The 21,973-nt window shown below is 61.8% G+C and carries 23 protein-coding genes; 11 read left to right on the top strand and 12 right to left on the bottom strand.

Annotation, left to right across the window (positions count from 1 at the left end; genetic code table 11):
* Window positions 1–23: 23 nt before the first annotated feature.
* Window positions 24–893: an acyl-CoA thioesterase gene (locus tag AC2FME_RS09170; protein WP_496800251.1), complete on the top strand. Its 870-nt coding sequence runs from the start codon at window positions 24–26 to the stop codon at window positions 891–893.
* Here AC2FME_RS09170 and AC2FME_RS09175 read toward each other — a convergent pair.
* The gene (locus AC2FME_RS09175; RefSeq protein WP_496800265.1) at window positions 890–1,657 is read right to left on the bottom strand and encodes an SDR family oxidoreductase; all 768 of its coding nucleotides are present in this window, start codon (window positions 1,655–1,657) and stop codon (window positions 890–892) included. The two genes, AC2FME_RS09170 and AC2FME_RS09175, sit on opposite strands and share 4 nt — an antisense overlap.
* Window positions 1,658–1,786: 129 nt before the next feature.
* Complete coding sequence (locus tag AC2FME_RS09180; protein WP_496800252.1) at window positions 1,787–3,016, bottom strand: acyl-CoA dehydrogenase; 1,230 nt, start codon at window positions 3,014–3,016, stop codon at window positions 1,787–1,789.
* Window positions 3,017–3,113: 97 nt separating this feature from the next.
* Between AC2FME_RS09180 and AC2FME_RS09185 the strand changes: the two genes are divergently transcribed.
* Window positions 3,114–4,025: a LysR family transcriptional regulator gene (locus AC2FME_RS09185; RefSeq protein WP_496800253.1), complete on the top strand. Its 912-nt coding sequence runs from the start codon at window positions 3,114–3,116 to the stop codon at window positions 4,023–4,025.
* 11 nt (window positions 4,026–4,036) lie between these two features.
* On the opposite strand, the gene phoU is transcribed toward AC2FME_RS09185, so the two are convergent.
* The 6 genes from phoU to AC2FME_RS09215 form a co-directional block, all read right to left on the bottom strand.
* Window positions 4,037–4,738, bottom strand: coding sequence for a phosphate signaling complex protein PhoU (phoU, locus tag AC2FME_RS09190; RefSeq protein ID WP_496711087.1), 702 nt, complete (start codon window positions 4,736–4,738; stop codon window positions 4,037–4,039).
* Window positions 4,739–4,753: 15 nt separating this feature from the next.
* Window positions 4,754–5,521: a phosphate ABC transporter ATP-binding protein PstB gene (gene pstB, locus AC2FME_RS09195; protein WP_496796595.1), complete on the bottom strand. Its 768-nt coding sequence runs from the start codon at window positions 5,519–5,521 to the stop codon at window positions 4,754–4,756.
* Window positions 5,522–5,661: 140 nt separating this feature from the next.
* Window positions 5,662–6,708 carry a sensor histidine kinase gene (locus AC2FME_RS09200; protein WP_496742307.1) on the bottom strand — a complete coding sequence of 349 codons (1,047 nt, stop codon included), beginning with the start codon at window positions 6,706–6,708 and terminating at the stop codon, window positions 5,662–5,664.
* Between the two features lie 16 nt (window positions 6,709–6,724).
* Entirely contained in the window at window positions 6,725–7,258 is a 534-nt protein-coding gene (locus AC2FME_RS09205; RefSeq protein WP_496800254.1) for a gamma carbonic anhydrase family protein, read from the bottom strand.
* Window positions 7,255–7,896, bottom strand: coding sequence for a guanylate kinase (gmk, locus tag AC2FME_RS09210; protein ID WP_496711083.1), 642 nt, complete (start codon window positions 7,894–7,896; stop codon window positions 7,255–7,257). Before gmk ends, AC2FME_RS09205 begins: the two co-directional genes overlap by 4 nt.
* Before the next feature lie 16 nt (window positions 7,897–7,912).
* Window positions 7,913–8,803, bottom strand: coding sequence for a YicC/YloC family endoribonuclease (locus AC2FME_RS09215; protein ID WP_496742306.1), 891 nt, complete (start codon window positions 8,801–8,803; stop codon window positions 7,913–7,915).
* 232 nt (window positions 8,804–9,035) lie between these two features.
* Here AC2FME_RS09215 and AC2FME_RS09220 point away from each other — a divergent pair, with 232 nt between their 5' ends.
* Window positions 9,036–9,707: a PAS domain-containing protein gene (locus AC2FME_RS09220; protein ID WP_496800255.1), complete on the top strand. Its 672-nt coding sequence runs from the start codon at window positions 9,036–9,038 to the stop codon at window positions 9,705–9,707.
* A gap of 66 nt (window positions 9,708–9,773) precedes the next feature.
* On the opposite strand, the gene AC2FME_RS09225 is transcribed toward AC2FME_RS09220, so the two are convergent.
* Entirely contained in the window at window positions 9,774–11,144 is a 1,371-nt protein-coding gene (locus AC2FME_RS09225; protein ID WP_496689306.1) for a class II 3-deoxy-7-phosphoheptulonate synthase, read from the bottom strand.
* Between the two features lie 169 nt (window positions 11,145–11,313).
* Between AC2FME_RS09225 and AC2FME_RS09230 the strand changes: the two genes are divergently transcribed.
* Window positions 11,314–12,318, top strand: a complete 1,005-nt coding sequence (locus tag AC2FME_RS09230; protein ID WP_496684074.1) for a GlxA family transcriptional regulator — start codon at window positions 11,314–11,316, stop codon at window positions 12,316–12,318.
* A 189-nt stretch (window positions 12,319–12,507) separates the two neighbouring features.
* Here the strand turns inward: AC2FME_RS09230 and AC2FME_RS09235 are convergent, their stop codons facing one another.
* Both AC2FME_RS09235 and AC2FME_RS09240 read right to left on the bottom strand, forming a co-directional pair.
* Window positions 12,508–12,732 (bottom strand): hypothetical protein, encoded by a 225-nt coding sequence (locus tag AC2FME_RS09235; protein WP_496689308.1) that lies wholly within the window; start codon window positions 12,730–12,732, stop codon window positions 12,508–12,510.
* Window positions 12,733–12,764: 32 nt separating this feature from the next.
* Window positions 12,765–13,862 carry a PQQ-dependent sugar dehydrogenase gene (locus AC2FME_RS09240; RefSeq protein WP_496800256.1) on the bottom strand — a complete coding sequence of 366 codons (1,098 nt, stop codon included), beginning with the start codon at window positions 13,860–13,862 and terminating at the stop codon, window positions 12,765–12,767.
* 166 nt (window positions 13,863–14,028) lie between these two features.
* Here AC2FME_RS09240 and AC2FME_RS09245 point away from each other — a divergent pair, with 166 nt between their 5' ends.
* From AC2FME_RS09245 to AC2FME_RS09275, 7 genes are all read left to right on the top strand, one after another.
* Window positions 14,029–15,210, top strand: coding sequence for an ABC transporter substrate-binding protein (locus AC2FME_RS09245; protein ID WP_496800257.1), 1,182 nt, complete (start codon window positions 14,029–14,031; stop codon window positions 15,208–15,210).
* 129 nt (window positions 15,211–15,339) lie between these two features.
* Entirely contained in the window at window positions 15,340–16,128 is a 789-nt protein-coding gene (locus AC2FME_RS09250) for an ABC transporter ATP-binding protein (protein WP_496689314.1), read from the top strand.
* Complete coding sequence (locus tag AC2FME_RS09255) at window positions 16,125–16,955, top strand: ABC transporter ATP-binding protein (protein WP_496684081.1); 831 nt, start codon at window positions 16,125–16,127, stop codon at window positions 16,953–16,955. Before AC2FME_RS09250 ends, AC2FME_RS09255 begins: the two co-directional genes overlap by 4 nt.
* 687 nt (window positions 16,956–17,642) lie before the next feature.
* Window positions 17,643–17,972, top strand: coding sequence for a hypothetical protein (locus tag AC2FME_RS09260; RefSeq protein ID WP_496800258.1), 330 nt, complete (start codon window positions 17,643–17,645; stop codon window positions 17,970–17,972).
* Window positions 17,973–18,180: 208 nt separating this feature from the next.
* On the top strand, window positions 18,181–19,191 hold the full coding sequence (locus tag AC2FME_RS09265; RefSeq protein ID WP_496689317.1) for a branched-chain amino acid ABC transporter permease: 1,011 nt from the start codon (window positions 18,181–18,183) through the stop codon (window positions 19,189–19,191).
* Window positions 19,188–20,501: a branched-chain amino acid ABC transporter permease gene (locus tag AC2FME_RS09270; protein ID WP_496800259.1), complete on the top strand. Its 1,314-nt coding sequence runs from the start codon at window positions 19,188–19,190 to the stop codon at window positions 20,499–20,501. Before AC2FME_RS09265 ends, AC2FME_RS09270 begins: the two co-directional genes overlap by 4 nt.
* A gap of 161 nt (window positions 20,502–20,662) precedes the next feature.
* Window positions 20,663–20,917 carry a hypothetical protein gene (locus AC2FME_RS09275; protein WP_149774341.1) on the top strand — a complete coding sequence of 85 codons (255 nt, stop codon included), beginning with the start codon at window positions 20,663–20,665 and terminating at the stop codon, window positions 20,915–20,917.
* Between the two features lie 15 nt (window positions 20,918–20,932).
* Here AC2FME_RS09275 and AC2FME_RS09280 read toward each other — a convergent pair.
* Window positions 20,933–21,973 (bottom strand): helicase HerA-like domain-containing protein (locus tag AC2FME_RS09280; RefSeq protein WP_496800260.1); only part of this gene is annotated, 1,041 nt, incomplete at its 5' end.

Genomic DNA, 21,973 nt, shown 5'->3' on the forward strand with positions numbered 1-21,973 from the left:
ACCGTGATTCCGGAGACAAGCCCATGACCGAAGCCGAACGCATTCTGCTGGATCTGCTGGATATCGAACGCCTCGAGGTGGACCTGTTCCGCGGCGTGGGCTCGGGCGGAGAAACGCCAACGCGGATTTTCGGCGGCCAGGTGATCGCCCAGGCTCTGGCGGCGGCCTACAAGACGGTCGAGGACCGGCTGTGCCATTCGTTGCACGCCTATTTTATCCGCCCCGGTGACCCGGATATTCCAGTTGTTTATCAAGTGGATCGCGCACGAGACGGAGGCAGTTTCACAACCCGTCGCGTGGTGGCGATTCAGCACGGCAAGCAGATCCTGAACATGTCGGCCTCGTTCCACATTCAGGATGAGGGTTGGGAGCACCAGCACCCGATGCCGGATGTCGCGCCGCCCGAAAAGCACCCCTCGCGCGATGAGCTGCGGCAGCGGTATCTTACCCGCGTACCGGACCATCTGCGCGCGGAATTGCTGCGTGAGCGCCCGATCGAAGTGCGAGAGGTCGATCCGCTGGACATCTTTCAACCCGCAAAGGCCGATGACCGCAATTTCCTGTGGTTCCGCATGGGCGCAGCCGATCAGGCCGATCACGTCACGCAGCACCTTCTGCTGGCCTATGCCTCCGACATGGCGCTGCTGAGCTCGGGGATGAGGCCGCATGGTCTGAGTTGGTTCTCCGGAGAGATCAACGGCGCCAGCCTGGACCATGCGATCTGGTTCCACGCGCCGGTGCAATTCCAGAACTGGCACCTCTACGCGATGGATGCGCCGTGGACGGGGCAGGGGCGCAGCTTCAACCGCGGTGCGATCTATGCGCAGGACGGTACGCTGGTGGCGTCGGTCGCGCAGGAAGGCCTGCTGCGACGCGCCCGAAAACCGCGTTAGATATCTCCGACAAACTTTTGATTAAGCTTCCGCATTCCGCTCAGCCAGCGGTCATAATCGGCAGTTTTCAGCCGCATGTAGTCCAGAACCTGCGCATGCGGAAGCACCAGAAAAGTCTCGGCTCGGATGGCATCGACGCAGGCCTGGGCCACGTCCTCGGGCTCGAGCATTCCGTCGATCGAGGCGACCGAGTCCTCGAACCCCTTGGTCATTTCCGAGCGTACCGCCTGGGGGCATAGGACCGAAACGCGGATACCCTTGTCGCCATAGGTCAGCGCCAGCCATTCGGCAAAACCCACGGCCGCGTGTTTGGTCACGCCATAAGGCGCCGCGCCGGGCTGGTTCAGCAGACCGGCGGCGGAAGCGGTCGTCAGGATATAGCCGCCACCGCGCGCGACCATGCGCGGCACCAGATGACGGGCCGTCCAGACATGCGACATCACGTTGATCTTCCAAATCCGGTCCCAGTGGTCGTCGAGCACGTTCAGTCCGCCCAGGGTCAGTATCCCGGCATTGGCACAGAATAGATCGATCGGGCCGACCGAGGCCTCGACGTTGTCGATCAGATCACGGATGTCATCCTCATTGGCAACGTCGCATCGGATCGCATGACCACCAATGGTGCTGGCAACCATCTGGGCGCCATCCAGATCAATATCGGCGCAGACGACCCGGGCGCCTTCGCGGGCGAAGCGCTCGGCCAATCCTTTGCCAATTCCATGGGCCGCGCCGGTGATGACAGCGATCTTGTCCTGCAATTCCATGTCGTGTTCCGCCTTCATTGGTTTTGCTGTCGACGGTAACAGCATGAAAACACGCCGCCAACGTGGACGTGGCGGCGTTGGCACTACCTTAAGTTACCATAATACAGATTACGCGTAATTCGTGTGGGATCAGTAGAAAGCCTGCAAACCGGTCTGTGCCCGCCCCAGGATCAAGGCGTGGACATCATGCGTGCCTTCATAGGTATTCACAGTTTCCAAGTTGACCATGTGCCGGATCACCTGGAATTCCAGCGAGATCCCGTTCCCACCATGCATGTCGCGGGCCATGCGCGCGATGTCCAGCGCCTTGCCGCAATTGTTGCGCTTGATGATCGAGATCATCTCGGGCGCGGCTTCGGCCTGATCCATCAGGCGCCCGACCCGCAGGCTGGCCTGCAGGCCCAAAGCGATCTCAGTCTGGATGTCGGCCAGCTTCTTCTGGAACAGCTGCGTCTGGGCCAGCGGACGGTTGAACTGTTTGCGATCCAGCCCATATTGCCGTGCCGCGTGCCAACAGCACTCGGCCGCGCCCATCACGCCCCAGCTGATACCATAGCGTGCGCGGTTCAGACAGCCGAACGGCCCCTTGAGACCCTGAACATGCGGCAACAGCGCGTCCTCGCCGACTTCGACGCCGTCCAGAACGATCTCGCCGGTGATTGAAGCACGCAGGCTGAGCTTGTTCTCGATCTTGGGCGCGCTGAGCCCTTTGGCGCCTTTGTCCAGCACGAAACCGCGGATCTTGCCGTCATGCGCATCGGACTTGGCCCAGACGACGAACACGTCGGCGATCGGCGCGTTCGAAATCCACATCTTGCTGCCGGTCAACCGATAGCCGCCGTCGATCTTCTCGGCCCGGGTCTTCATCCCGGCCGGATCCGATCCGGCATCCGGCTCGGTCAGTCCGAAACAGCCGATCCATTCGCCGCTGGCCAGTTTGGGCAGGTATTTGCGGCGCTGCTCCTCGCTGCCATAAGCATAGATTGGATACATCACCAGCGAGCTTTGCACCGACATCATAGAGCGATAGCCGGAATCCACGCGCTCGACCTCGCGCGCGACCAGGCCATAGGTCACATAGCCCGCGCCGATGCCGCCATATTCCTCGGGGATCGTGGTGCCCAGCAGGCCCATTTCGCCCATCTCGCGAAAGATCTCGGGGTCGGTTTCCTCATTCTGGAAAGCAGCCGTGACCCGAGGCTGCAGCTTTTCCTGCGCATAAGCGCGGGCGCTGTCGGCCACCAGGCGTTCGTCCTCGGTCAGTTGATCGTTCAGGCGGAACGGATCATCCCAGGCAAATCGGCCCAGATCGGGCGCATCCTTGGCGCGCAGCGCAGGTTTTGTATCGGGGGCATTCATGTCTTCGCTCCGGATTTCAAGGTTTGCGGCACCCTACCCCGCAATTTGCGCAAAATACAGCGAGACATTTGCAAGGTTTCATGAGTAAAACGCATGGATGGAAACCAAACGCCGCCTGTTCCCGTCGATCTCATCCCTGCGCGCGCTCGAGGCGTTGGATCGTCTCGGCTCGGCCTCCGCCGCCGCGGACGAACTGTCCTTGACCCAGAGCGCGGTCAGCCGGCAATTGCAGACGCTCGAGGCGCAGCTGGGTGTTCGGTTGATCCAGCGTGACCGGAAACGGCTGTCGTTGACCCCGGCGGCTCGGGAGTATGTGGCCGAGATCCGTCAAAGCCTGAACCAGATCGCGCAGGCTTCGTTGCGGCTGCATGTGACGCCGGCGGGCGGCACATTGCAGTTGGCCATTCTTCCGACCTTCGGGATGCGCTGGCTGGTGCCACGCTTGCCCGATTTTGCGCGACTGCATCCCGACATCACGATCAATATGTCGACCCGGCTGCGCCCGTTCAATTTTTCCGCCGAACCCTTTGATGCAGCGATACATTTCGGCGAACCGGATTGGCCCGGAACCGAGCGGCTGCTGCTGAAGGTCGAGCGTGTCGTCCCGGTGTGTGCGCCCGCGCTGCTGCCGTCCGGTGCGCCCAAGGATGCGGCAGAGTTGCTGAAACTGCCTTTGCTGCACATTCAGACCCGACCGCGCGCCTGGCAGGAGTGGTTCGCGCAGCAGGGCGTGACAGCGCCCAGCCCCCTGCCCGGCACCGTCCATGACCAGTTTACCACCATCAACCAGGCGGCGGTTCACGGGTTGGGCGTGGCGCTGCTGCCCAGCTATCTTATCGAGCAGGATTTGGCCACCGGGCGGCTGATCACCGCCTTTTTGGGCACCGTCGAGACGATGGGCGCCTATTACCTGGTCTGGCCCAGCACGAAGTCAGGCGATCCGTCGCTGCGCGAATTCCGGCACTGGCTGACATCGCAGGCCCAAAACGAAGAAACCCTGCCCCGCTGATCGCGCCGCGTTCAGACGGTTTGCGATGTCGTGTCCGCCTTGGGCCGCGACTCGGTCGGACGCTCGCCGGTGACAAGATAGATCACCTGCTCGGCGATCGCCGTCACGTGGTCGCCCATGCGCTCGGTGTTCTTGGCGATGAAATGCAGATGCATGCAGGCCGTGATGTTGCGCGGGTCCTCGGCCATGAAGGTCAGAAGCTCGCGGAACAGGCCGTTGTACATCAGGTCCACGTCCTCGTCGCGTCGGATGACGTCCTGCGCCAGTTCGGAGTCGCGCTGGATATAGGCGTCGAGCGCATCACGCAGCATCGTTTCGACATCTCGCGCCATACGGCGCAGCGCGGCCGCGCTGCTGCCGATATGCGGGGCCTCGACCAGCGTGGTCGTGCGCTTGGCGATGTTCTTGGCATAGTCGCCGATGCGCTCAAGGTTGCCCGACACTTTCAGCACCGACAGCACAAGCCGCAGGTCGCCGGCCGTGGGCGCGCGCAGGGCGATCAACCGCGCCGTTTCTTCATTGATCATGTCCTCGAGCGCGTCGATCTCCTTGTCGCCCTGACGCACCTGCTGGGCCAGTTCTTCGTCGCGTGTCTCGAGCGACCGGGCGGCGTTGCTGATGGCGACTTCGACCAGACCGCCCATCTTCATGATATGGGCTTGGACAGCTTCAAGATCGCGGTCGAATGCAGAGGCGATATGTTGTTCACTCATGGCGTATTCCTGTCCTCAGCCGATGCGGCCGGTAATATAGCTTTCGGTTCTCGGGTCCTGGGGCTTGGTGAAGATCTGGCCGGTGTCACCGTATTCGACAAGGCTGCCCAGGTGGAAAAACGCGGTTTTCTGGCTGACGCGGGCGGCCTGCTGCATCGAATGGGTCACGATCACAACCGAGAACCGCTCGCGCAGTTCGTCGATCAGTTCTTCCACCTGCGCGGTGGCGATCGGGTCCAGTGCCGAGCATGGCTCGTCCATCAGCAGAACCTCGGGCGAGGTGGCGATGGCGCGGGCGATGCACAGGCGCTGCTGCTGGCCGCCCGACAGCCCGGTGCCGGGCGCATCCAGGCGGTCCTTGACCTCGTCCCAGATGGCGCCGCGGCGCAGGGATTTTTCCACGATCTCGTCCAGCTCGGCCTTGGTCTTGGCCAGGCCGTGGATGCGCGGGCCGTAGGCGATGTTGTCATAGATCGACTTGGGGAACGGGTTGGGCTTCTGGAACACCATCCCCACCCGCGCCCGCAACTGCACCGGATCAACGCTCTTGTCATAGATGTTTTCGCCATCCAGCCGGATATCACCTTCAACCCGGCAGATGTCGATCGTGTCGTTCATTCGGTTGAGGCAGCGAAGGAACGTCGACTTGCCGCAGCCCGACGGCCCGATGAAGGCCGTGACCGTTTTGTCCTCGATTTCGACGTTCACGTCCTTGATGGCATGCGTGTCGCCGTAGTGGACATTGACGTCCCGCGCCGAGATCTTGATCGTTTTTTCGCCCACTTCCTGCTCCGCTCGCGCCAGTTTATCCGGTTGCCGCAGGTAAAGACGCACATTGCCGAAAGGGCGTCCCCCGCAACTGGGCCATCGCATGCCGGGCGGTCAAAGGTCAAGCTTTGCCGCTTGTGCGGGGATCGGATCGATCACAGCGGCAGAATGACCGTAAACACCGCGCCCTTGCCCAGATCGCTCTCGACCCGCAGCCGGCCCCGATGCCGGTTGACGATATGTTTCACGATGGCCAGGCCCAGGCCCGTGCCGCCCAGTTGCCGCGACCGGTGGCTGTCGGCGCGATAGAACCGCTCGGTCAGGCGCGGCAGGTGCACCGGGTCGATGCCCGGGCCCTTGTCGATGACCTGAACCCGAACCGCAGCGCCGCGCACGGCTGGATCGCGCTCGGCAACCGCAACCCGCAGTTCGACGCTGCCGCCGCTGCCGCCATACTTGATCGCGTTCTCGACCAGATTCGTGAACACCTGCCGCAACTGGTCGGCGTCTCCGGGCAGGTGCACCGGCGCCTCGGGCGTCGTCAGAGCCAGCGTCACGCCCGCGCTCTCGGCTAGGGGGCGCAGAGTGGCCAAGGTAGACTCCAGCACTTCGGTCAGGTTCAGCCTTTCCGTCGGGCGCACCCTCTCTTCGCTTTCGACCCGGTTCAACGACAGCAAGTCCCCGACCAGCCGGTTCATGCGGCTGGCCTCGTCGGCCATGATCTGCAGGAACCTGTCCCGCGCGGCAGGGTCGTCGCGGGCCGGGCCGCGCAGGGTTTCAATGAACCCCATCAGGGCCGTCAGCGGCGTGCGCAGCTCATGGCTGACATTGGCCACGAAATCCCGGCGCATCTGCCGCGCCTGTTCCAGATGGGTCACGTCCAAGAAACTGGCCAGAACAGCACCGGCCGACACAGCGCCGACACCATCAATGTAACGGCAGTGGACCTGAAAGGTAGTGTCCTGCGCCCCGTCATTGGCCAGGTGCCGCGCGCTGGCCGACCCCTTGGCGCGCAGGCTCTTCTCGATCGCTTCGACGACCGGCGGCTGGCGCAGGATTGTGGCGAAGTGCCGGTTGTCGAGATTGCGCCCCAACAGGGTTCTGGCTTCGGCGTTCGCGACGATAATCCGCTCGGTCTGGTCGATCACAAGCGCTGGCATCGGCACGGCCGAAACGAATTCGGCAAGGTTGGCGTCGGACATGAATGGCCCCTTGCGTCTAGTCTCCGGCACGCACGGGTTTCAGGCCGTCGCGGAATTTGCGCATGTTGTCCTGATAGTGCAGCGCGCTGAGCGCGATCTGCTGCGCTGCCGCCTCGTCCAGTTCGCGCACCACTTTGCCGGGCGCACCCATGACCAGTGAATTGTCCGGGATTTCCTTGCCTTCGGTGATCAGGGCGCCGGCCCCGATCAGGCAGTTCCGCCCGATCTTAGCGCCGTTCAGCACGATCGCCCCCATCCCGATCAGGCTGTTGTCGCCGATCGTGCAGCCGTGCAGCATGACCTTGTGGCCGATCGTACAATTCTTGCCGATGGTCAGCGGAAACCCGGCATCGATATGCATCACGCAGTTTTCCTGCACGTTGCTGCCCTGCCCTATGCGAATCTCCTCGTGATCGGCGCGGATCGTGCAGCCGAACCAGACCGAGGCGCCCTGTTCCAGCACCACCTTGCCGATCAGGTTGGCATCGGGGGCTACCCAGGTGTCCTCGTGGATTTGCGGGGCGTAATCGCCCAGGGCATAGATCGTCATTTCATGCTCTCGAATTCTTGTTGCAAGGCGCGGACGTGCTCTTGCAGCTTGGGTTGCTGGATCCGCCGCATCCGCTCGGCGCTGACGATGGTTTTCAGCTTGTCCTCGGTCGCATCCAGATCGTCGTTGATCAGCACATAGTCGTAATAGCCCCAATGGCTGATCTCGTCCCAGCTTTTCATCATGCGCTTGGCGATCACCTCGGGCGCGTCCTGCCCGCGTGTTTCAAGCCTGCGGCGCAGTTCCTTGATCGAGGGCGGCAGGATGAAGATCGACAGCGCGTGCTTGCCCAGTTCCGAGTTGCGGATCTGCACCTCGCCCTGCCAGTCCACGTCGAACAGCACGTCCCGGCCGCTTTGGATCGCTTCGCGAACCGGGTCAGCGGGCGAGCCGTAGAAATTGCCGAAGACATGCGCGTGTTCCAGCATCTGCCCGCTGGCAACCTGCTGACGAAACTCGTCCTCGGACAGAAAGTAGTAGTCCGTCCCGTGAACCTCGCCCGGGCGGGGCTTGCGCGTCGTCGCTGAAACCGAGAACTGAAGATCGGGGTCCCAGTTCATCAGCCGATGGGCCAGCGTCGATTTACCCGCGCCCGAAGGCGACGACAGAATGATGAGAAGGCCCCGGCGATCCGCCATCTGTGATTGTCCTTGTTTATTCAACGTTTTGTACCTGTTCGCGCAACTGGTCTATCACCGCCTTTAACTCCAGGCCAACCGCCGTCAGCTCGGCGTTCTGCGATTTGGAGCACAAAGTGTTGGCCTCGCGGTTGAACTCCTGCGCCAGAAAATCCAGCTTGCGGCCCACCGGGCCGTCCTGCGCCAGCAGCGCCCGTGCCGCGGCGACATGGGCGGTCAGCCGATCGAGCTCTTCGGTGATGTCGGATTTCACGGCGATCAGCGCAAGTTCTTGGGCCACGCGGTCCGGGTCGGCACCCTGGGCGTTGTCCAGAACTCGGGCCAGATTCTGACGCAGCGCAACGGCCATCGCGTCGGCGCGGGCCTGGGCCAGATCGACGGCTTTCGCGGTCAGCGCCTCGATCCGGTCCAGATGTTCGGCCAGGACCGCAGCAAGGGCCTCGCCTTCGGTACGGCGCATCTCGATGAAATCCGCCAGCAGCTTTCCGAACGCGGCCTTCAGCGCCTCGACTAGTGGCGCGGGGTCATCGTCTTCGACGCCGGTATCCAGCATCCCTTTCAGCGCCAACAGGTCGCCGGCCCGCGTGGGAGCCAGGGAAACGCCCTGTTGCGCCGCCAGTTCCTCAGCCCGCGCGATCGCCGAAAGCGCCGCGCGCATCGCCGGTTCGTTCAGGCTCAGGTCGGTGGCCGATTCCTGCCGCGTGATGCGCAGGGTCAGCGTTACGTTGCCGCGGCTGATCATGCGCGACAGCTCGGCCCGCAGCGCCGCTTCGAGCCCGGTCAGCCACTCGGGCACCCGCAGCCGCATGTCCAGCCCCTTGCCGTTCACGCTGCGCAGTTCCCAGCTCCAGCCATGCGGCCCGCAGCCCCCCTTGCCCGAAGCAAAACCCGTCATGGATTTGATCATGCCTGCCCTTTCCGACTTTCGCCCTGCGCTGCTGCACCTAATGCCATCGCACCGGTCAGGGCAAGGGTTTGCTGATGGCTGACTTCATCCGGACAAGTTAACCATTCGTTAAAGATTTGCTCCAATTTTAAGTAAACCCGTGTCAATCTGTCAGTCACAAGGACAGGTCGGTTGCAGTTGGCCGCAGCGCCGCAGCAGACCAAAGGACGGCCATTCGACACGAGGTGATGAAATGAAAACCTTCTTCGGGAACGGTTCCGGGCCGAAACTTGGAAAGATCATCGCAATGGACCGCTTTGGCAGTGGGCGCAGTCTGTCGCCGATCCGTCAGGCAGAATCTTACTGGACCGCGCTGCTGGGCGACGACGGGGTTCCCCGGCGGTCGCAGATCGATCCGCGCGGACTGGAAAACATTCTGGAATACACGTTCATCCTCGAACGCATCGCCCCCGGGCTGGCCCGGTTCCGGCTGGCCGGAAGCCATCTAAGCAAGATCGCCGGCATGGAAGTGCGCGGCATGCCGCTGACCGCTTTTTTCGAGCCCTCGTCGCGCGACCGGATCACCGAAGAGTTGGAAACGGTTTTTTCCGAACCCGCGATCGGAGAGTTCGGCTTGGTTTCGAAAGGCAAGCTGGGTCGGGTCCGGCTCGAGGCGCGGATGATCCTGCTGCCGCTGCGCAGCGACCTGGGCGATGTCAGCCGGATTCTTGGCGTTCTGGTCAGTGATGGCGCAATCGGCGCCACGCCCCGCCGTTTTACGATCGAAGCCAGCCAGGTCCGGCCGCTAGTCGCGGTTCGGCGGCGGGCTGAAAAAACCCGGCTCGAGTCCGGGTTTGCCGAGGAACAGGCCGAGTTCAAGGGCCCGTCTGGCCATCTGAAGCTTGTCTATTCCCGAGACGATTGATCCCTGCTGGGTCGAACGAAAAACGGCGGGCCGAGGCCCGCCGTTCCCGTTTCGGATCAACCGAGATCAGCCTGCTGCGCGATTCTTGCGTTCGCGGCGCAGGTTGGTCAGCTCTTCGGCCACCAAGAACGCCAGCTCGAGCGACTGCGACGCGTTCAGGCGCGGGTCGCAGGCGGTGTGGTAGCGGTCCGACAGGTCCTCTTCGCTGACGGCGCGGACGCCGCCGGTGCATTCGGTCACGTCCAAACCGGTCATCTCGAAATGCACGCCGCCGGGGATCGTGCCCTCGGCCTGATGCACGCCGAAGAAATCCCGCACCTCGCGCAGGACCGATTCGAACGGCCGGGTCTTGTATCCGGTGGCCGACTTGATCGTGTTTCCGTGCATCGGGTCGCAGACCCAGGTCACCTTGGCACCCTCTTCCTTTACGGCTTTGATCAGGCGCGGCAGATGCTCGCCCGCCTTGCCCGCGCCGAAGCGCGCGATCAGGGTCAGACGGCCTTCTTCGTTGTCCGGGTTCAGCTTGGACATCAGAACCTTGAGGTCCTCGGCGGTTGTGGTCGGCCCACATTTCAGACCAATCGGGTTCAGCACGCCCCGGCAGAATTCAACATGCGCGCCGTCGGGCTGACGGGTGCGGTCACCGATCCAGATCATGTGGCCCGAGCCGGCCAGCCACTTGCCCGAGGTCGAGTCCAGTCGCGTCAGCGCTTCTTCGTACTCCAGCAGCAGCCCTTCATGGCTGGTGTAGAATTCGACGGTCGAGAATTCATGGGTGGTGTCGGCGGTGATGCCGGCGGCTTCCATGAAGTCGATCGTGTCCTGAATGCGGTCAGCGATCTCGGAGTATTTCTGCACGTCCTGTTCGTCGGTGAAGCCCAGCGTCCAGGAATGCACGCGGCTCATGTCGGCGAAGCCGCCGGTCGAGAATGCGCGCAGCAGGTTCAGCGTGGCCGCGGCCTGGGTATAGGCCTGCAACATCTTCTCAGGCTTGGGCTCACGCGCCTCGGGCGTGAAGGCCAGCTCGTTGATGATGTCGCCGCGATAGCTGGGCAGCTCGACCCCGTCGATGACTTCGGTCGGGGCGCTGCGGGGCTTGGCGAACTGGCCGGCCATGCGGCCCACCTTGATCACCGGAACTTTGGCGCCATAAGTCAGCACCATCGCCATCTGAAGCATCACCTTGAAGGTGTCGCGGATCGCGTCGGCGCTGAACTGGTCGAAACTTTCGGCGCAATCCCCACCCTGCAGCAAAAAGGCCTCGCCGCGACCGGCGGCACCCAAATGTTGCTTGAGGCGCCGCGCCTCGCCTGCAAAGACCAGCGGGGGATACTGCGAAAGCTTGGCCTCGACCTTGGCCAAGGCGGCCTTGTCGGTATAGTCTGGCATCTGAACCCGCGGCTTGCTGCGCCAGTTCGATTTTTGCCACTCGGTCATAGCTTTGATCTCCGCTGATGTATTTCAGGTGGTCTCTATACAAAATCAACGGACCAGAGACCATAACCGATTTGCGCCTCTTGACGTCGGAAACAAGCTTTGAGCATGGTGGCGGTCAAATTCGCCGCAGGCCCCGTGCCTCGGCCCGCCGAATCAAGGACAGTTCGCCATGCAAGAACAACGCCAAGTTGTCACCGTGGACACGGACGCGGCGAAGCCGCGCAATTTCGTTTTTGTTCTGTTGGACAAGTTTTCCTTGCTCTCATTCGCTTCGGCGCTGGACAGTCTGCGCATCGCGAACCGCATGGCGGACCGGCAGATCTATGCCTGGAGCCTCGCCGGCGAAGGCGGCGAGACGGTGCAATGCTCGGCCGGAACCACGTTCCAGCTGGATCGCGATCTGGACGAGTTGCAGCGCGATGACGTTATCATCGTCTGCGGCGGGGTCGATGTGCAGGCCGCCACGACCAAGAAGGTGTTGAACTGGCTGCGCCGCGAGGCCCGTAAGGGGCTGCGGATCGGCGGGCTGTGCACCGCAGCCTATACCCTGGCCAAGGCCGGGTTGCTGGACGGCAAACGCGCCACGATCCACTGGGAAAACGCCGACAGTTTCGCCGAGGAATTCGAAGACGTCGAACTGACCAAATCGGTGTTTGTGCTGGACGGCAACCGGATGACGACGGCGGGCGGTACCTCGTCGATCGATTTGATGCTGAAACTGATCGCCGATGACTTCGGCGAAGAACTGGCCAATGCGGTGGCCGACCAGATGATCTATTCCTCGATCCGCACCGATCAGGACACCCAGCGCTTGTCGACACCCACCCGGATCGGCGTGCGGCACCCCAAGCTGAGCCAGGTCATCTTGATGATGGAAAAGAACATCGAGGAGCCGATCTCGCCCTCGATCCTGGCCAAGGAGGTCGGCATGTCCACCCGCCAGCTCGAGCGGCTGTTCCGGCGGTATCTGAGCCGTTCACCCAAGCGCTATTACATGGAGCTGCGCCTACACAAAGCGCGCAACCTGCTGATGCAGACCGACATGAGCGTGATAAACGTGGCGCTGGCCTGCGGCTTTGCCAGCCCCAGCCATTTCTCGAAATGCTACCGCGCACATTACAACACCACGCCCTATCGCGAGCGTGGGACGCAGAGCGGACGGCTGTCGGTCTGAGCGCCTAGAACTTGTCCAGAATGAGCTCGTCGGGCGTGTTGATACTGAACTGCAGAACCGTCACGCCGTCGTTGCGTTGATGCAGAAGGGCTTATTGGTAGAGATAGCTGTTCTTGCCGTTCCAATAGATCCGCATTTCCTGCGAAAAACCATTCTCGAGCTCTATCCGCTTGGCCACATCTGCATTCGTCAGGCAATACGGAACAAGGTCACGCAGCTGACCTTGCAGGGTTTGCATCTGCTGCGGCGTGTATGCGTCAGCCCCCCAAATCGGCTGATAGCGTTCGAGAATTCGCGGTTTTTCATCTTGGTGTCGACGAAGGATTCATAATCGGCATAGGCCATAAGAACCTTGTCGGCCGCGGCGGGAAGGGGCGACAGGCAAAAGACTACGGCTTCGAGAAGGCGGACCATGTCAATCCGCTTTGAAGTGTATCGCTACACCCTTAGGATGATCTGGCTAGCCTGTAAACGGCACCCTGCCCGACCGAGATGAACCAGATCGCCCCGTCTGGGGCCTGTACGATGTCGCGGACCCGTTCGGTTTCTTGGCCTTTGATCTGCTCGACCTCGCGCAGCGGGTTTCCGGTCAGCCGGGCGATATAGTCGAATTTCAGCGAGCCCACGAAAATATCACCGCGCCATTCGGGAAACATGTCGCCCGAATAGACCAACAACCCCGAAGGCGCGATGGACGGATCCCAATACAGGCGCGGCTGCTCCATGCCGGGTTTGCTGGTGCCCTCGCCGATCTTATTCCCTGAATAATGCGTGCCGTAGGAAATCACCGGCCAGCCGTAGTTGGCGCCGAGTTTGACAAGATTCACCTCGTCTCCACCCTTGGCGCCATGTTCGGAAACCCACAAGCGACCTCGCGCATCGATGTCGGCGCCTTGCGGGTTGCGATGGCCATACGACCAGATCTCGGGGCGGGCATTAGCCTGCCCGACGAAGGGGTTGTCAGCCGGGACCGTGCCATCCCGATTGACGCGCACGACCGTCCCCATATGGGTCGTCAGGTCCTGCGCGCTCGGCCGGTCTCCACGGTCGCCCAGTGTCACGAACAAGGTGCCGTCTGGCGATTCGACCACGCGCGATCCGAAATGCCGCCCGCCCGAGCCGCCGGGAACGGCCTCGAAGATCACTCGCAGGTTGGTCAGGCGGCGGCCGTCTTCGGACAGGCGTGCCACGGCAAGCGCGGTTCCGGCCCCGCCGGGTTGCGGTTTGGAAAAGGTCAGAAAGATCTCGCGACTGGTCGCGAAATCACGGGCCACGGTCACGTCCAGCAACCCGCCCTGCCCCCGCGCTGCAACCTTCGGCACGCCCCGCACGCGCTGTGCCTGACCATTGCGGGCCAACAGCAGGTCTCCGTCGCGTTCCGTCACCAGAAAGCTGCCGTCGGGCAGTAGCCCGATGGCCCAGGGCGTGTCCAACCCACCCAGCATCCGGGTTGCAGTCAACGGGCCGAACGATGTCCGCAAGCCGTCCGCCGCCGCGGCCACAGTCGATGCCATCAGCCAGAGAATCGCGAAAATCCGGATCATGATGAAGCCTTACATGCTGTCTGGGTGGGCGATGGCCCATACCAAGCCCATCAAATCAAATAGTGTTAACGCCACCAAAGGCACATCTTCGTTTGGACTTTTCTTTTTCCGACAGCTTGCCTAGGGTCGGGCCAGAACGACATCGTTCCAAACAGGGAGTAACCTTATGAAAAAGCTGCTTACTGCAACTGCAGCAACCGCATTGCTGGCCGGTGCCGCAATGGCCGAAGACGTCAAGCTGGGCATTCTGCTGGGCTTCACCGGACCGATTGAATCGCTGGCCCCGGCCATGGGCGCGGGCGCCGAACTGGCTATCGCCGAAGTGTCCGAATCCGGCAAGCTGCTGGATGGATCCACCGTCACCCCGATGCGCGCCGATACCGGCTGTATCGACAATGGTCTGGCCACCTCGAACGGTGAACGCCTGATTGCGGATGGCGTGGCCGGCATCATCGGCGGCGACTGCTCGGGCGTGACCGGCGCCGTGTTGCAAAACGTCGCCATTCCGAACGGCATGGTCATGATCTCGCCCTCGGCCACCTCGCCGGGCCTGTCGACCATGGAGGACAACGGCCTGTTCTTCCGCACCGCCCCGTCGGATGCACGCGAAGGTCAGGTGATGGCCGACATCCTGAAAGAGCGCGGCATCAACTCCATCGCCCTGACCTATACCAACAACGACTATGGCAAGGGTCTGGCCGACGCGATCCAGTCGTCGTTCGAGGCGGTGGGTGGCGAAGTGACCATCGTCGCCGCGCATGAAGACGGCAAGGCCGACTACTCGGCTGAAGTGGGTGCGCTGGCCTCGGCCGGTGGCGACATCCTGGTGGTTGCCGGGTATCTCGACCAGGGTGGTCTTGGCATCATTCAGTCGGCGCTGGACAGCGGCGCGTTCGACACGTTTGGCCTGCCCGGTGGCATGATCGGTGACTCGCTGCCTGCCAATGTCGGCCCCGACCTGAACGGCTCGTTCGGTCAGATCGCCGGGTCCGGCGGTGAAGGCGCCGAGAAGTATTTCGCCATGGCCGAAGCCGCTGGTTTTGACGGCTCGTCGCCCTACTCGCCCGAAAGCTATGACGCCGCGGCGCTGTTCATGCTGGCAATGCAGGCCGCGGGCTCGACCAATCCGGCCGACTATGCCGGCAAGGTGATGGAGGTTGCCAATGCACCCGGCGAGAAGATCTATCCGGGTGAACTGGCCAAGGGGCTGGAACTGTTGGCCGCCGGTCAGGACATCGACTATGTCGGCGCTTCGGGCGTCGAGCTGATCGGACCGGGTGAAAGCGCCGGCTCGTATCGCGAGATCGAGGTTCAGGACGGCAAGAACGTGACCGTCAAGTTCCGTTGATCGTTCGGTTGACCACATGAGATCAGACAGCCCGGGCCTTGTGTCCGGGCTGTTTCAATGACAAAAAGCGCCACCCTTTCGGGAATGGGGCAACAGGAAGAGCCGCGAAAGCCGCGGACAGGGGAACACATGATCGTCGTCGAGGACGTGCACAAGCATTTCGGCGGTTTCCATGCGGTGGACGGGGCGTCGCTGGAAATCGAAAAAGGCTCGATTACCGGCCTGATCGGCCCGAACGGGGCTGGAAAAACAACTCTTTTCAACGTGATCGCGGGTGTTTTGCCACCGACCAGCGGCAAGGTCTGGATGGATGGCGAGGATATCACCGGTCTGCCCCCGCACGAACTGTTCCACAAAGGCCTGCTGCGCACCTTCCAGATCGCGCACGAGTTCTCTTCGATGACCTGCCGGGAAAACCTGATGATGGTGCCGGGCAACCAGTCGGGGGAATCGCTGTGGAACACCTGGTTCGGCCGCAAGCGGATCGCCGACGAAGAGCGCGCCCTGCGTGCCAAGGCCGACGAGGTGCTGGAATTCCTGACCATCGAACATCTGGCCGATCACAAGGCCGGCCAGGTCTCGGGCGGCCAGAAAAAGCTGCTGGAGCTGGGCCGCACGATGATGGTGGACGCCAAGATCGTGTTCCTGGACGAAGTCGGCGCTGGCGTGAACCGCACCCTGCTGATGACCATCGCCGATACGATCCTGCGTCTGAACAAAGAGCGCGGTTATACCTTCGTGGTCATCGAGCATGACATGGATTTCATCGGCAAGATCTGCGATCCGGTGATCTGCATGGCCGAGGGCAAGGTTCTAGCGCAGGGTACGCTGGACGAGATCAAGGCCAACGAGCAAGTCATCGAGGCCTATCTGGGCACCGGCCTGAAGAACAAGGACAAGCTGGAGGCAGGGGCATGAGCGACAACCCCTACCAGGACGACAAGGGCAACAAAGACGCCTCGATCACCAATACCCGCGGCATGGGCACCATGACCCCGGCGCACCGCGTCAGCGGCAAGACTGAATATGTGGGCGGTGGCCCATTCTTGATCGGCGACAGCATGACCGGCGGCTATGGCAAGGGCCCCGACATCCTGCACGATTGCACCATCTCGGTGGACAAGGGCGAGATCGCCGTAATCGTCGGCCCCAACGGCGCCGGCAAATCCACCGCGATGAAGGCAGTGTTCGGGATGCTGGATGTGCGCTCGGGCTCTGTGCGTTTGGATGGCGAGGACATCACCAACCTCAGCCCGCAGGACCGGGTGGTCAAGGGCATGGGCTTCGTGCCGCAGACCTCGAACATCTTCACCTCGATGACGGTTCAGGAGAACCTCGAGATGGGGGCCTTCATCCGCACCGACGACTTCTCGGACACGATGGAGCAGGTTTTCGAGCTGTTCCCGATCCTGCGGGACAAGCGCAACCAACCCGCCGGTGAACTGTCGGGTGGGCAGCGGCAACAGGTGGCCGTGGGCCGGGCACTGATGACAAAGCCCAAGGTGCTGATGCTGGATGAACCCACCGCGGGCGTTTCGCCAATCGTGATGGACGAGTTGTTCGACCGCATCATCGAAGTTTCGCGCACCGGCCTGCCGATCCTGATGGTGGAACAGAACGCCCGCCAGGCACTCGAGATTGCCGACAAGGGCTATGTGCTGGTTCAGGGGCGAAACGCCTACACCGGAACCGGCAAAGAGCTGTTGGCCGATCCCGAGGTACGCAAATCGTTTTTGGGTGGCTGATCGAGCAGACTCGTCTGGGCTGATATCAATGGGCCGAGGCTGGTTGAGCCCGGCCCTTTTTTGTGGAACTGCAATCTGAAGAAATGATGGTCAAAACGGGTCAGCAAACTTGACCTTGCTGCGCCTGCAACACAGTGTACTGCGCCTTCCACCTGATTCCCTTATTTTTTCCTGACGCCGCGCCCGAGAATGCAAAACGAGCATCTGAATTGAAATGCGTTGCGATTGCTCGATTGACTCCACAGTCGGCAAATATCCATCCCACTGCATTCGCCCGGAAACAGACCGGGCGAGTCCGCTAAACCGAGTTTTCCCCAAGGATGCCAACCGTGAAAACGTTACGAGTTTTCGGCCCGCCCGCTTCTTTTCCGACCGCGCTTCTTGCGCATGATGAAAGCTTCACCTGCAAGTTCATAGCGGGTGGCGCGGAATAAACGTTCAGGCACACTCTGGACCCCGATGAAAGTTCCATTGAAATTGACGGGATATCCACAATGACCAGTTTCCAGACGACCTTCACAACACGACCTATCCGATCGCAAATGACGAGTGGGCCGTCTCGATGATCCTCAACAAGCCCGGCATGACGTTCGGTGTTTCCGAACATCGCCCTGCGATGAGGAAAGATCACGGGCAATGCGCCTTGCTCGGCTCCTGACTCCAACACAACCAGCCCGAAAGAAAAACATGAAATCAATATTCGCCTTGGCGACCATCACATTTGCGGCAAGCATGGCTGCCGCGGAAGAACGCCACCTTGTCTGCATTTCCGATCGCGACGGGAGCGAAGTGCGCCTGAACCGCGATCCCATAGGCGACAAGGGAAGCATACAGACAAAGGTCATTGCCGGCGAAGCGATGGTCTTCAAAGGACTCGGAAGTATGACCTTTGTCCATATCGAAGATCAGGACGTCATGACTGTCGTGGTCCATTTCGAGGACATGAGCTATGACCTGAGTGTCCAAGGCCCTCATGCGCAACACGGTCACGGGTTCTGTACGGAAACAAACGCCTGAGTATCCCCTCAGCAGGCAGAGAGACCGCGCCGCCCCCTCCGGCGCGGTCTTTTTCTTTGCGAGGCGCCGAGATACCTGTGCTCGTGCGTTCGAAGTCTATCAAACCGAATGAAAACCTGCACAAAACTTCAAAAATGCCGTTCCGAATTATTGTGTCTTTCGCCGGCGTCATGCCATAAAGCCGCACCCGGACAGTGAGAAGAAAATAATGGATTTACTGAACGCGTTTGTCGCGCTTGCGAACTTTGTGATCGTGCCCGCGGTTGCCTATGGCAGCCAGTTGGCGCTTGGGGCGCTGGGGGTCACCCTGATCTATGGCATCCTGCGGTTTTCCAACTTCGCCCATGGCGACACGATGGCCTTTGGCGCCATGATCGCCGTGCTGGTCACCTGGGGTTTCCAGGCCGCGGGCATCGGGTTCGGCCCCCTGCCGACTGCGCTGCTGGCCCTGCCCTTTGCCATTCTGGGCTGCATCGCGCTGGTACTGATCACCGACAGGCTGGTCTATCGCTTCTATCGCGATCAAAAGGCCAAACCCGTCATTCTGGTGATCGTATCCATGGGCGTCATGTTCATCATGAACGGCTTGGTGCGGTTCATCATCGGCCCCGATGACCAGCGGTTTTCCGATGGCGCGCGATTCCTTATCTCCGCGCGGGATTTCAAGGCTCTGACCGGATTGAACGAGGGGCTTGCTATCAAAACCTCGCAAGGCCTTACCGTAATCGTGGCCGTTGTGGCCGTGGCACTGCTGTTCTGGTTCCTGAACAAGACCCGCACGGGCAAGTCGATGCGCGCCTATTCAGACAACGAGGATCTGGCCCTGCTGTCCGGCATCAACCCCGAACGCGTGGTGATGATCACCTGGATCATCGTCGCCGCGCTGGCAACCACGGCGGGCGTGTTGTACGGGCTGGACAAAAGCTTCAAGCCGTTCGTCTATTTCCAACTGCTGCTGCCGATCTTTGCCTCGGCCATCGTCGGCGGGCTGGGAAATCCGATCGGAGCCATCGCCGGTGGATTCATCATCGCCTTTTCCGAGGTGACCATCACCTATGCCTGGAAAAAGGTCCTGACCTATCTTCTGCCCGAAAACCTTGAGCCGTCGGGTTTGGTGCAGCTCTTGTCAACTGATTACAAATTCGCGGTCAGCTTCGTCATTCTGCTGATCGTGCTGCTGTTCAAGCCCACGGGCCTGTTCAAGGGGAAAGCGGTATGAGCGAAACGGTCAAGAACACCCTGCTGTTTGCACTGGTCGGCGGGCTGATCCTGCTGACCGGCTTCATGCAAAGCTGGAATACGGCGATCCTGATCGTGAACATGGGCCTGATTTCTGCGATCATGGCGATTGGGGTGAACCTGCAATGGGGCTTTGCCGGCCTGTTCAACGTCGGCGTCATGGGCTTTGTCGCTTTGGGCGGGCTGGCGGTGGTTCTGGTCTCGACCCCGCCGACGCCCGGAGCCTGGTCTGCCGGCGGGTACGGGATCGTGCTTGCGCTTCTGCTGGGGGCGGGCACCGTGGTTGCGGCGGTCATGGCGGCCAGAAAACTGCCCAAGGGACGCACTCAAACGCTTGCGATCATTGCGATCCTCGTCGTCGGGTTCTTCGTGTATCGCGCCGTGTTCGACCCCAGCGTCGCAGCCGTCGAGGCGATCGACCCCGCAGTGGCCGGCAATATCGGCGGTTTGAACCTTCCGGTGCTTCTGGCCTGGCCCGCCGGTGGCCTTCTGGCCGCCGGAGCCGCATGGCTGATCGGCAAGACGGCCCTTGGGCTGCGGTCGGATTACCTGGCCATTGCCACGCTGGGCATCGCTGAAATCATCATTGCCATCATGAAGAACGAGGACTGGCTGGCGCGCGGCGTCAAGAACGTTTATGGCATCCCGCGCCCCACCCCGTTCGTGGGCTATGAGATCGACCTGCAAAGCGATCCGTCCTTTGTCGAACGTGCCGCGGGTCTGGGCCTGGACCCGGTCACCGCATCGACGCTGTGGGTCAAGACCGGCTATGCCTTCCTGTTCCTCGTCGTGCTGCTGGTCCTGCTGTGGATGGCTCAGATGGCGCTCAAAAGCCCGTGGGGCCGCATGATGCGGGCCATCCGCGACAACGAGGTGGCGGCCGAGGCCATGGGCAAGGATGTCACCCGCCGCCATCTGCAGATTTTCGTGCTGGGCTCGGCCATCTGCGGCATTGCCGGGGCGATGATGACCACGTTGGACGGGCAGTTGACCCCCAGCGCCTATCAGCCGCTGCGGTTCACGTTCCTCGTCTGGGTGATGGTGATCGTCGGTGGATCGGGCAACAATTTCGGCTCGGTCCTTGGGGCGTTTCTGATCTGGTTCCTGTGGGTGCAGGTCGAACCGATCGGTTTGTGGTTGATGGATCTGATTACCGCCGGTATGCCGGACGGCAGCGCGCTCAAGACGCATCTTCTGGACAGTGCGGCCCATATGCGCCTGTTCACGATGGGCCTGATCCTGCTTATTGTTCTCAGATTCAGTCCAAGGGGCCTGATCCCCGAGAAATAGGCGCCAGCGCCTGCAAATTGCACAAGCCGCGCCGGCCTTCTGGCGCGGCTTGTTGATTCCGGGCTTCGAAATGAATAGGAAAATCAGGCGCGTCCGATCGTTCAGCCGCCGCCCGCACCACCAGCGGATACCAACCCAGACCTCTAGAGTATTGGAACACCATGACTTCCACCACCGTCAAATCAACCGTGCTGTTGGCCGGGCTGGCCGTTCTGGCCGGATGCATTCCATCGCCCCGCGACCTCGAAACAACCCCAGTCAAGGTTCAGACACCCAAGGGCGTCGTCACCTGTCAGCTGTACAGGCAGGACCGGGTCGACTGGGATCGTGCGATTGACTTTCCGGCAACCAAGATGAGCGTCCCCGAGGCGGATGCCTATTGCCAGCAGGAAGGCCAGCGCCGTCTGGGGCGCTGACATCACCACCTGGATTCAACGGTTTCGGAACAGGCCGCCCAGAATGCCGCGCACGATGCGGCGGCCTGTGGTTCCCTTCAGCTCCTTGATAACGGCCTCACCCAAGGCACTGGCGAAACTGTCCTGTTTTCGACCCCTTCGCGCGGATGATCGCCCGACACGGCTGCCGCTGTACCGCCGGGCCGAGGCATACTCGCGCTCGGCCGGGCTCTGAGGTTCCACCTCTTCTTTGTCTTCGGCGGCCTCGGCCTCCTTCGCGGCCTGCGCGGCGCGCGCTTTCAGGATCTCGAACGCTGATTTTCGATCCAGCAACGTGTCGTATTTTCCGGCCATGGGCGAGTCCGCCATGACCGCCTGGCGCTCGGCCGGGGTGATCGGCCCCAGCTGCGAACCGGGCGGGCGGATCAGGGTCCGCTGCACCATGCCGGGCACGCCCTTCTTCTCGAGCATCGACGTCAGCGCTTCGCCCACGCCCACCTCGCGGATCGCGGTTTCGGTATCGAACTCCGGGTTCTCGCGATAGGTTTCCGCGGCCAGCCGCAAATTCTTGCGATCGCGCGCGGTGAAGGCGCGCAGCGCGTGCTGAACACGGTTGCCCAGCTGGCCCAGAATGTCCTCGGGGATGTCGGCGGGGTTCTGGGTGATGAAATACACCCCCACGCCCTTGGACCGGATCAGGCGAGCCACCTGCTCGACCTTGTCGATAAGAATTTTTGGCGCGTCGTCGAACAACAGATGCGCTTCGTCGAAGAAGAAAACCAGCTTGGGTTTCTCGGGGTCGCCGACCTCGGGCAGTTCTTCGAACAGTTCGCTCAACAGCCACAGCAGAAAGGTCGCATACAGGCGAGGCGACCCCATCAGCTTGTCCGAGGCCAGGATGTTGACCATGCCCTGCCCGGTCTCATCGGTCCGCATCAGATCGGCCAGCTCCAGCGCTGGTTCGCCGAACAGGTTCGTGCCGCCCTGGTTCTCGAGCACCAGCAACCGGCGCTGGATCGCGCCGATCGAGGCTGTCGACACGTTGCCGTACCGCAGAGACAGCTGCGCGCGGTTTTC

Source organism: Ruegeria sp. BHSC026 (assembly GCF_059613065.1).

Bases quoted from the DNA above. Each gene is read 5' to 3' on its own strand.
- AC2FME_RS09255 (WP_496684081.1), top strand. From the start codon at position 16,125: ATGAGCGACAACCCCTACCAGGACGACAAGGGCAACAAAGACGCCTCG.
- AC2FME_RS09245 (WP_496800257.1), top strand. From the start codon at position 14,029: ATGAAAAAGCTGCTTACTGCAACTGCAGCAACCGCATTGCTGGCCGGT.
- AC2FME_RS09205 (WP_496800254.1), bottom strand. From the start codon at position 7,258: ATGACGATCTATGCCCTGGGCGATTACGCCCCGCAAATCCACGAGGAC.
- AC2FME_RS09250 (WP_496689314.1), top strand. From the start codon at position 15,340: ATGATCGTCGTCGAGGACGTGCACAAGCATTTCGGCGGTTTCCATGCG.
- AC2FME_RS09270 (WP_496800259.1), top strand. From the start codon at position 19,188: ATGAGCGAAACGGTCAAGAACACCCTGCTGTTTGCACTGGTCGGCGGG.
- phoU (WP_496711087.1), bottom strand. From the start codon at position 4,738: ATGAGTGAACAACATATCGCCTCTGCATTCGACCGCGATCTTGAAGCT.
- AC2FME_RS09265 (WP_496689317.1), top strand. From the start codon at position 18,181: ATGGATTTACTGAACGCGTTTGTCGCGCTTGCGAACTTTGTGATCGTG.
- AC2FME_RS09275 (WP_149774341.1), top strand. From the start codon at position 20,663: ATGACTTCCACCACCGTCAAATCAACCGTGCTGTTGGCCGGGCTGGCC.
- AC2FME_RS09240 (WP_496800256.1), bottom strand. From the start codon at position 13,862: ATGATCCGGATTTTCGCGATTCTCTGGCTGATGGCATCGACTGTGGCC.
- AC2FME_RS09175 (WP_496800265.1), bottom strand. From the start codon at position 1,657: ATGGAATTGCAGGACAAGATCGCTGTCATCACCGGCGCGGCCCATGGA.
- AC2FME_RS09225 (WP_496689306.1), bottom strand. From the start codon at position 11,144: ATGACCGAGTGGCAAAAATCGAACTGGCGCAGCAAGCCGCGGGTTCAG.
- AC2FME_RS09230 (WP_496684074.1), top strand. From the start codon at position 11,314: ATGCAAGAACAACGCCAAGTTGTCACCGTGGACACGGACGCGGCGAAG.
- AC2FME_RS09185 (WP_496800253.1), top strand. From the start codon at position 3,114: ATGGAAACCAAACGCCGCCTGTTCCCGTCGATCTCATCCCTGCGCGCG.
- AC2FME_RS09200 (WP_496742307.1), bottom strand. From the start codon at position 6,708: ATGTCCGACGCCAACCTTGCCGAATTCGTTTCGGCCGTGCCGATGCCA.
- AC2FME_RS09215 (WP_496742306.1), bottom strand. From the start codon at position 8,803: ATGATCAAATCCATGACGGGTTTTGCTTCGGGCAAGGGGGGCTGCGGG.
- AC2FME_RS09235 (WP_496689308.1), bottom strand. From the start codon at position 12,732: ATGGTCCGCCTTCTCGAAGCCGTAGTCTTTTGCCTGTCGCCCCTTCCC.
- AC2FME_RS09180 (WP_496800252.1), bottom strand. From the start codon at position 3,016: ATGAATGCCCCCGATACAAAACCTGCGCTGCGCGCCAAGGATGCGCCC.
- gmk (WP_496711083.1), bottom strand. From the start codon at position 7,896: ATGGCGGATCGCCGGGGCCTTCTCATCATTCTGTCGTCGCCTTCGGGC.
- AC2FME_RS09220 (WP_496800255.1), top strand. From the start codon at position 9,036: ATGAAAACCTTCTTCGGGAACGGTTCCGGGCCGAAACTTGGAAAGATC.
- AC2FME_RS09260 (WP_496800258.1), top strand. From the start codon at position 17,643: ATGAAATCAATATTCGCCTTGGCGACCATCACATTTGCGGCAAGCATG.
- AC2FME_RS09170 (WP_496800251.1), top strand. From the start codon at position 24: ATGACCGAAGCCGAACGCATTCTGCTGGATCTGCTGGATATCGAACGC.